We start from the raw sequence: 9,004 nt of genomic DNA, 5'->3' as shown, positions 1-9,004 counted from the left end.
CGCGAGTTGTGATAAAGCCTGGATTGGTCACATTATAAGTGCCGAATTCAAAATCCTCTTTCCAACACTTCACGCAGGCTCGTACATACTCCTCCAATTGGGAAACGGAATTCTCAACATCTAAAAGCCTTTTATAACTCATCACCTTTGTTAAGTAATTTCGCGGGCTATTGATTTCATGAAAAGGAATACGAAGCCTCCATATATAGCAGTTGCTCAAATCTTTAAGTAGTTCCTCCCCTAATGCCTTTGTTCCGCTATAAAAGCTACAATTATTTTGCCTGAATGTAAAATTGGGAGCATCCTCTTCAGAGAAGCCTTTGCCTTGATTGTTACCTGTAAAAATACAGCCTGAGGAAACATGTCCCCAGGGTATTTCATGATCTCGACAAACCTCACCTACGACACCGGGAAGAACTGCATTAGCTCTCAAGCACTCAGTTTTATCGAGCTCTGCTTGATCTACATTAGGCTTACCTGTATAGCCAGCCGCATTGATAATAAAATTTGGTTTTAGTTCTTCGATCGCTTTGATTAGAACCGACCGCTGCGAATAGTCAGCAGCCGATCGGCTCAAAGACTTATAATCAATCCCCAGAGATTGTAAAACAGCCTGAAACGTCTGCCCCACATAACCACTACCGCCTAGAATTAATATCATCTAATGCCTCTGCCAGAAATTTTAATGGTCTCTTATTATTTTCATGCATCAAGCGAAACATATGACCTTACCTGTTTGCACGGAAATTTATCTAGAGCTACTTTCTAGTAAAGAATAAAAGTAAGCTTACTCGATATCATGGCCTTTACTAATGTGTCCTTCTTAGTTCTCACAATTGATGTCCTTGATACTTTGCCTTCGAGGCTTTTTTGTGTAAATTATGAATTTATCTCCTTACGTCCTTTAGATAAACATTACACTTAGATGAGATCATTTGTTTAACAGTTACTCGGCTAAGGTTTACATCAATATTTGCATTATCAGCCGAGTGGGAGTATTTAATTAATTGAATTAACCCAAAAAATGGACCAACTGACTGATTCAATTAGACCTGTTCGAAAAAGCAAAATCCTTCGGTATTGGAATAGTCAATACGGTTACAAAAATGATATTCTTGCCGCAGAAGAGCCCTTAGAAATTCGTCTCAATTGCCAGGGGAGTGCTTCAAAACTTCATAAACCTTTCATGATCAGTCTACGCACACCAGGACATGACTTAGATCTCATAACTGGTCTGCTTTATTCCGAAGGATTGATCGATTCTATTGATGATATTGTAGCTATTGATTTCCCCTCATCTTTCCAAGCATCTGTTACTTTAAAGAATAAGAAGCCTCAAGAGCATCATTCTAGAACTCATACAAGTAACTCAGCATGCGGTGCCTGTGGAAAATCAGAAATCAAAATGCTTGGTATCGATCGCCTAGATAAACTCTCTGTGCGAGAACGTTTTTGCCATTTAGAATTGGATCGTGTTTATGAAAAGCTTAGTAATACTTCTTCACTTTTCTCTCAGACGGGAGGCATTCATGGGGCTTTCTTGATAAATCCTACTGATTCCAATGTTCTTTGCACACGAGAAGACATCGGTCGCCATAATGCCGTGGACAAAGTCATTGGGGCAGCGTTACGAAATCCAGATACTCAAGCTCTTTTGAACAGGAAATCCCTAGCGATATCAAGCCGCATTGGTTTTGAAATTGTTCAAAAAGCAGCGAATGCTAGAATTCCTGTTATTATTGCACTCGGCGCTGCTTCAAGCTTAGCAGTAGAAATTGCGGATGAACTTAATATCTGTCTCGTTGGTTTTCTCTCCTCAAAAAAACATAATATTTACACGCATTCATTTAGGCTTCTTAAGGATGCTACAAACATTTCCGCAACTCCATGAAACACAAGACTGAAAAATGCCCTGAGGAGCTTACCGCACTCAAACAGAGTACCCCTAAGACATGGGCAGGCGGAGCACTAGCGGTTACCAACTCGCTTAAGCATATTCAACGAGAAACTGGTTTCACAAAAGGGGCCCAACTTCTGAGCATGATCAATCAAAAAAGCGGAGTTGACTGTCCCTCCTGCGCTTGGCCAGATCCAGATGATCACCGGGCACCCACTGAGTTCTGTGAAAACGGAGCAAAGGCTATTGCTTCAGAGGGCACCCAAAAAAAGATTACACCTCAGTTCTTTGAAGAGTATTCTGTTGAAGCATTAGGTGAGAAAAGCGACTATTGGCATGAGCTACAGGGTAGGCTGACTGAGCCGATGCTATTGCCCAAAGATAGCACTCATTACGAGGCAATCTCTTGGGAAAAAGCTTTTGACTTAATTGCTAAGGAGCTAAAGGGCCTTCCATCGCCAGACGATGCAATCTTTTATACCTCTGGCAGAGCGAGTAATGAGGCAGCCTTTCTTTATCAACTCTTAGCGCGTCAGTTTGGAACTAACAATCTACCGGACTGTTCTAATATGTGCCACGAATCAAGCGGTGTCGCCCTCAATAAGACAATAGGTATTGGCAAGGGAACAGTGAAGTTAGAAGACTTCTATAACGCTGATCTCGTCCTAATCATCGGTCAAAACCCTGGCACAAACCACCCACGCATGCTTAGTGCGCTACAAACCTGTGTAAGAAAAGGAGGGAAGATCGTGGCCATTAATCCACTCAAAGAAGCGGGACTACAGGCTTTTTCACACCCTCAAGAAGTAAAAGGCATGTTGGGCCAGGCCACATCACTTGCTTCTAGCTTCCTCCAAGTCAAAATCAATGGAGACCATGCATTGCTCAAGGCTCTCGCTAAAGGGCTGATAGAGAGTGGTCACCTCAACCACGATTTTATTTCAGAATACACCAAGGACTTTGAATCCTACAAAAATTCTATCCTAGCAGAGGACTGGAAAGAACTTTCACGCATCTCTGGCATTGGCAAGGAATTCATAGACTCTGTGGTTTCTGATCTCGCTCAAACGGATAAGATCATAACCTGTTGGGCCATGGGCGTCACACAACATAAAAACGCAGTTTCTACTATCGAAGAAATCGTCAACCTCCATCTTTTACGTGGTGCATTAGGCAAGCCTAATGCAGGGCTTTGTCCAGTCCGAGGACATAGTAATGTTCAGGGAGATCGAACCATGGGTATATTCGAAAAAATGCCGGAATGGTTTTTGGCTAAGCTGGAAGAAGTCTTTCAATTTAAAGTTCCTCGTAAACATGGCTATGATACAGTCGATGCTATACGCGCCATGCATAAAGAACCTGGTAAAGTATTTATAGCACTAGGTGGCAATTTTCTCTCCGCAACTCCTGACACTGAATTTACCGCAAAAGCCCTGCGAAACTGTTCATTGACAGTTCATATTTCCACCAAATTGAACAGATCTCACCTCGTAACCGGAAAACAAGCCCTCATTTTGCCTTGCTTAGGTCGTAGTGAACTTGATCTTTCAGATAATGGAATTTACCAATTTCTCACCGTCGAAAACTCCATGGGAGTAGTTCACACTTCTACAGGTAACCTTCCACCAGCGTCCGATCATCTTTTAGGAGAACCCTGTATCATCGCCAAGCTTGCTGAACAACTTCTTGAGCAAAGTCATGATACCCCTTGGAGTGAATGGTCTACCGATTATTGCAAAATAAGGAAGGCTATCTCAGAAGTCATCCCTGGATTTGAAAACTATGACCAGCGAGTTCGAGTACCCGGGGGATTCTATTTACCTAACCACGCTCGTGAAGGAAACTATGAGCCGATAGGAGGAGCGATTCCTTTCTCCACCAATGCTTTACAGGAACTTACCCTAGAAGAAGATCAATTGTTACTGATGACCATAAGAAGTCATGATCAATTTAATACGACCATTTATGGTATGAATGACCGTTACCGGGGAATCAAAAACGAACGAAGAGTCCTCTTCATGAATCACCAAGACATGTCTTCCCGAAAGATCGCAAATCAACAGTTAGTTGATATCACCAGTGAATTTCAAGGCACCACTCGCCGAACGAATACTTTCCAAGCAATTGAATATGACATCCCCAAAGGATGTGCCGCCGCTTACTTCCCCGAAGCCAATGTCCTAGTACCTATTTCCAGCACAGCAGATCAAAGTAATACCCCTACTTCCAAAAGCATCGTCATTCGCGTTACTCCGAAGGAATAAATTCGACGTTACTCTATTTTTCTTTTTTGAGCAGGAGAATACTAAGGCTATTCATAGAGGTAGTTCGAATAATCAGACAGTTTGAAAACTGTCACTAATGTTTTGCTTGGCTATCCTATCAAAAGGCTTCCCTACTCTATAATGTACTCATACTCTACTTGAACGTTTCCAACTAGCAGGATCGACACGATAAAACTTCGCTAACTCTGCATAAAGCTCAGGATGCTTACGCTTCATTTTTTTTGATTTCTCAAAAAAGCTCTCTGTAATGACGGCAAAGAACTCCGCAGGATCTGTTGCGCCATACGCATCAAATCTGCTTTAGCACCTCGCTCTAGCCTATCCTGCAAGTTTTCATACTCCTCGCCAAGTACTCGAGCCCAACTGGCATAGGAAGCCCTATTTTCTAGAGTTGGTGCTCCATCGGTATCTCCATCGAGTTGATCAAGTTGATGAGCAAATTCGTGAAAGACAACATTTTGCCCATCTTGAGCGTTCAGTGCATCACCTATCACGCTATCCCAAGCGAGGATAACGGAACCGGTTGACCAAGATTCCCCCAGGCGGGTAGGGTTGTCATCTTGATAATTGAATAAACAGCCGTCCGTATTATTTCGAAAACTGGAAGGGTAAAGCAAGATGGTTCTGAGAGCTGGATAGATATCTGAGTTCTGATTCATGATCAACATACAAGCTTGACCTGCAATTGTCACAGTCATTTCCTCAGTAACCTCCAAACCTCCACATCCTTCAAAAGATTTTTTAGCTAAAAAGAGTTGAATTGACCGATGAAGTTTTTCTTTCAACTCATCCGGCAATCCTTTGTATAGAGGGATATTTTTTCTTAAAATAGCCTCCCATGGAGTTGGAAATGGCCGATTCAAGATAGCTCTGCACCTACGACTGCTCAACCTAATCTGCCCAAAGTAAAATCCGATTGCCAAGAGTGCAATACCCAGCAGTATCCATAAGCCTATCATAGATTATCATAATCTTATCTCCTATGAATAAGTTGATCAAGTCGCTCATAGGGTAGAGTAAAGGTTGATTTCAAAAGTGACATCCTCTACGTTTTGGCAAAAGCATGATGAATAGAAAATACTTCGGCACAGACGGTATTCGAGGAACCTATGGTCATCACCCTATGACATCCGCATTCGCTTACCAAGTAGGCTATGCATTAGGAAAATTTTTTAATCAAGAGGAGAGTACTCTCTTTGTGATTGGTCGAGACACAAGAGCTTCTGGAACCACACTAGAAAAAGCTCTAGTCAAAGGCATAGAAAAGTCAGGTGGATCAGCAGCGTGTATAGGCGTTATACCAACTGCCGCTGTAGCCTTGCTCACCCAGCACCATCGAGCAGCAGCAGGAATCATGATCAGCGCCTCACATAACCCCTATGAGGACAACGGTATTAAATGCTTTGGTCAAGATGGTTTTAAACTTACCGACGAAATAGAACGCGAAATAGAAACTCTGATAGATCAAGCACCAGCTCTACAAGATTCTCAGCTTACTGACCAAAAACCTTGTTTCGAAACCAAAGATACTTGCTTTAAGATTTATGAAAAAGCCCTTTGCAGTAGCCTCCCCGAAAAAACCTCACTAGAAGGCTTAAATATCTTTGTCGACTGTGGAAACGGGGCTTCTTGGGTTTCAACTCCCCAAATTTTAAAAAACCTTGGAGCCAAGGTCACCTCTTTGTTTGTAGATCCTAATGGAGAAAATATTAATCTCAATTGCGGTAGTCAACATACAGCAATCCTTCAAGAGCTAGTCAAAAAAAATGAGTATGCTGTAGGACTTGCACATGATGGCGATGCCGACCGCTTTATCTTGATTGATGAAACAGGCCAAGCTCTAGATGGAGATGAAGTTTTAGCTATTCTAGGCATCGATATGCTAGAGAGAAGAACCTTGAAGCATAATACGGTTGTTACCACTGTGATGAGCAATTTAGCACTAGACGAAGTTTTGATGAAGCATGGAGGCCATGTTCATAGAACCCAAGTTGGGGATCGTTACGTCCTCGCTGCTATGAAGGAGCATGATTATAATCTGGGAGGTGAGCAATCTGGACACATGATCTTGCTAGATTTCCTATCAACCGGGGATGGCCTTCTCTCTGCCTTACAAGTCCTCGAATTAATGACTCGAAAAAAGAAAACACTCACGGAACTAAGAACCTGTATAAAAAAATACCCGCAACAGCTCTTTAATATTAGAGTAAAGTCAAAACCTCCTTTAGAAGAGCTCACTGACCTTCAGTTAGCTTTAAATGAAGTTAACCAAGATTTAGGAGCTCAAGGACGCGCATTCTTACGCTACTCGGGCACAGAAAACAAAATTCGCTTATTGCTAGAAGCCAAAGATGCCTCTAAAGTCTCGCCAATGGCTGAAAGGATTCTCAAGGAGATCCGAATCGCCATAGGTGTTTAAGTAAAGAGAAATAAGAAATCAAAGGAGCAAAATATGATCATTTTTATCGATTCTGGTGATACAGATGAAATTCGCGAACTCAATGAAATGGGAATTGTTGACGGTGTCACTACAAACCCTTCACTTGCAGCCAAAAGTGGCAAAAAATTTAAAGATCTGATCACAGAGATTTGCAATATCGTCGATGGTCCAATCAGCGCAGAAGTCACTTCTTTGGATGCGCCAACTATGATCAAAGAGGGTGAAGAGTGCGCAACCTGGCACGAGAATGTTGTGGTTAAAATACCCCTTATTGAAGAAGGTCTAAAAGCAACAGCAGCGCTTACCCAAAGGGGTATTAAAACAAATGTCACTCTATGCTTTTCTGCATCTCAGGCCTTGTTGGCTGCAAAAGCTGGTGCTACTTACATAAGCCCTTTCGTAGGCCGTTTAGATGATCTCAGCCAAGACGGCATGGACCTCATTGCTGACATCCGCCAAGTGTATGATAATTACGGGATGGAAACGATGATCCTAACTGCATCTGCGAGAAGCCCAATGCACTTCTTAAATGCAGCAAAAATCGGTAGCGATGTCATTACTGCTCCTGGGAAAGTCCTTAAGCAATTGATTAAGCATCCGATGACAGATATTGGGCTTAAAAAGTTCATGGAAGACTGGGAAAAAGGCGCTGGAAAATAATTTATGCTTTCATCGTAATTTTTGATGCAGTGAAACGGTGAGCTTTTAAGCTCGCCGTTTTTTTTAACTAAAGAGCAAGACAATGAGTCATTCTGTTTTTAACTTTTTATGGATTATATCTATAGCACTCTTTTTGATATCTTGCTCAAGGGAGGAGTCTTTTCTACTTGAGGAAGATCCCAATCTATTTGTAGATGATTCCACATCAGTCCCCCTCACAGTTGTAGCCTACAATGTGGAGAATCTCTTCGATATAGATGGGCAAGCCATCTTCAATGACTACAAGCCTCAAACGGTAGATCGACCCAACGGCTATACGGCAACCAAGTTTCTTACCAAGCTAGAAAATATTTCTTACATTCTTTCGACTATTAATAAAGGAGAAGGACCTGAAATCATCCTCTTTCAGGAACTTGAAGCAGATCAAACACCTGAAGGATGGCATGGGGATTTGCGTCGTTTTTTATACGAAAACCCTGAAGTAACTGTCAGAGATATGTTGACATCAAATCGATCTGCTCAGTTTAAGCAAGTGCCTGCTGAAGCTTGGCTGTGGCGAATTCTTTTTGAAGCAGGCTTGGGTGAATATTTTGTTGCGGTTGGTGATTCTTATCCAGACCCTCTTGGCTATTCCTTTCCTCACGTAAACGCTACTTTTAGCAAGTTCCCCATAACGAATTCGATCACTCATAAAACTGCCGGGGGCAGAGGCATCCTAGAAGTTAAAATAGAGATCGGAGAGATTCCTTTAATCATTTTCAATAACCACTGGAAAGCTGGTGCTAGTTCAGAGGAATCTGAGTTAATACGCACCGGAAATGCCAGAGTGCTACGAAGTCGAATTGATGAATTACTAGCTGAAGATTCCTATTATGACTTTATCATTGGTGGAGATCTGAATTCTCATTATAACCAAACTAACCTTTTCCCATCCATGAAAAGGACGGGGATTAATGATGTCTTGAAATCCAAAGGCAACGAAATTGGCTTAATAAGTGATCCTGAGATTGATCTTTACAATCTTTGGTTTGAACTACCTTTCGATCAACGCTACAGCGAAATTTTCAAAGGTCATCACAGCACTCTCATGCATCTTATTATCCCCCAAGGGCTCTATGATTATAAAGGTATACAATACATCGATAATTCTTTCAAAGTCCTATCTTTGCCGGGAGTAAACACTGATAAGATAACAGGAATACCGATTAGATGGAACAACCAAAAAAATGGATACGGCTTCTCAGATCATTTGCCAATTTTAGCAAAATTCAAAACAATTCCATTTACTGTTCAGAAAAGAAAAGTATTTCTAGATAACCCATCCTATGAGCCAACACCTCCTTCTAGGCCAGTAAAGCTAGATTATGCACATATGAATCTAGCTATGGCACAATCTACCAATAAAATCCCCATGCACACCCCCTTGCAATCAAGTTACTTTTATAACAAAGTGCTTTTGGTTGACTCGATTGTTGTGAGCACCAAACCCTTTCAAATAAAGGTGCATAATGAAACTTTTACCATATGGTCTCCTAACAAAAAGCTACTCAACAAAATTACCTCTACTTATATCAAAGATGATTCACTTTACTTTTATGGGCAACTCAATCAACACAAAGGTAAGTGGCAATTTGTCATTCAGCATCCAACATGGTTAGATCCAGGTCTATTCTTACAGAGTAACAGCAAGGGCAAAAAGCAAACAGCTGAGCATAACTAGGT

General features: G+C 41.6%; 7 protein-coding genes. 5 read left to right on the top strand and 2 right to left on the bottom strand.

What is annotated here, in order from left to right; genetic code table 11:
* The coding region (locus tag AAGA18_06880; protein MEM9445060.1) for a sugar nucleotide-binding protein at positions 1 to 661 on the bottom strand (661 nt) is incomplete at its 3' end.
* Positions 662 to 1,024: 363 nt separating this feature from the next.
* Between AAGA18_06880 and fdhD the strand changes: the two genes are divergently transcribed.
* Entirely contained in the window at positions 1,025 to 1,891 is an 867-nt protein-coding gene (gene fdhD / locus AAGA18_06875; protein ID MEM9445059.1) for a formate dehydrogenase accessory sulfurtransferase FdhD, read from the top strand.
* Positions 1,888 to 4,161, top strand: coding sequence for an FdhF/YdeP family oxidoreductase (locus AAGA18_06870; protein MEM9445058.1), 2,274 nt, complete (start codon positions 1,888 to 1,890; stop codon positions 4,159 to 4,161). Before fdhD ends, AAGA18_06870 begins: the two co-directional genes overlap by 4 nt.
* A 233-nt stretch (positions 4,162 to 4,394) precedes the next feature.
* Here the strand turns inward: AAGA18_06870 and AAGA18_06865 are convergent, their stop codons facing one another.
* Positions 4,395 to 5,045: a M90 family metallopeptidase gene (locus AAGA18_06865; protein ID MEM9445057.1), complete on the bottom strand. Its 651-nt coding sequence runs from the start codon at positions 5,043 to 5,045 to the stop codon at positions 4,395 to 4,397.
* Between the two features lie 200 nt (positions 5,046 to 5,245).
* Between AAGA18_06865 and glmM the strand changes: the two genes are divergently transcribed.
* From glmM to AAGA18_06850, 3 genes are all read left to right on the top strand, one after another.
* Positions 5,246 to 6,601 (top strand): phosphoglucosamine mutase, encoded by a 1,356-nt coding sequence (glmM, locus tag AAGA18_06860; protein MEM9445056.1) that lies wholly within the window; start codon positions 5,246 to 5,248, stop codon positions 6,599 to 6,601.
* Positions 6,602 to 6,634: 33 nt separating this feature from the next.
* Positions 6,635 to 7,282, top strand: coding sequence for a fructose-6-phosphate aldolase (fsa, locus tag AAGA18_06855; protein ID MEM9445055.1), 648 nt, complete (start codon positions 6,635 to 6,637; stop codon positions 7,280 to 7,282).
* Positions 7,283 to 7,364: 82 nt separating this feature from the next.
* On the top strand, positions 7,365 to 9,002 hold the full coding sequence (locus AAGA18_06850) for a hypothetical protein (GenBank protein ID MEM9445054.1): 1,638 nt from the start codon (positions 7,365 to 7,367) through the stop codon (positions 9,000 to 9,002).
* Positions 9,003 to 9,004 lie beyond the last annotated feature (2 nt).

The organism is Verrucomicrobiota bacterium (assembly GCA_039192515.1).
Taxonomy (GTDB): Bacteria; Verrucomicrobiota; Verrucomicrobiia; order Methylacidiphilales; family JBCCWR01; genus JBCCWR01.
Note: the sequence above shows the minus strand (reverse complement) of the source record. Positions and strands in the feature narration are given on the sequence as shown.

What these genes read in the sequence shown, in the direction of transcription:
- fsa (MEM9445055.1), top strand. Translation starts at nt 6,635, where the DNA reads ATGATCATTTTTATCGATTCTGGTGATACAGATGAAATTCGCGAACTC.
- AAGA18_06870 (MEM9445058.1), top strand. Translation starts at nt 1,888, where the DNA reads ATGAAACACAAGACTGAAAAATGCCCTGAGGAGCTTACCGCACTCAAA.
- glmM (MEM9445056.1), top strand. Translation starts at nt 5,246, where the DNA reads ATGATGAATAGAAAATACTTCGGCACAGACGGTATTCGAGGAACCTAT.
- fdhD (MEM9445059.1), top strand. Translation starts at nt 1,025, where the DNA reads ATGGACCAACTGACTGATTCAATTAGACCTGTTCGAAAAAGCAAAATC.
- AAGA18_06850 (MEM9445054.1), top strand. Translation starts at nt 7,365, where the DNA reads ATGAGTCATTCTGTTTTTAACTTTTTATGGATTATATCTATAGCACTC.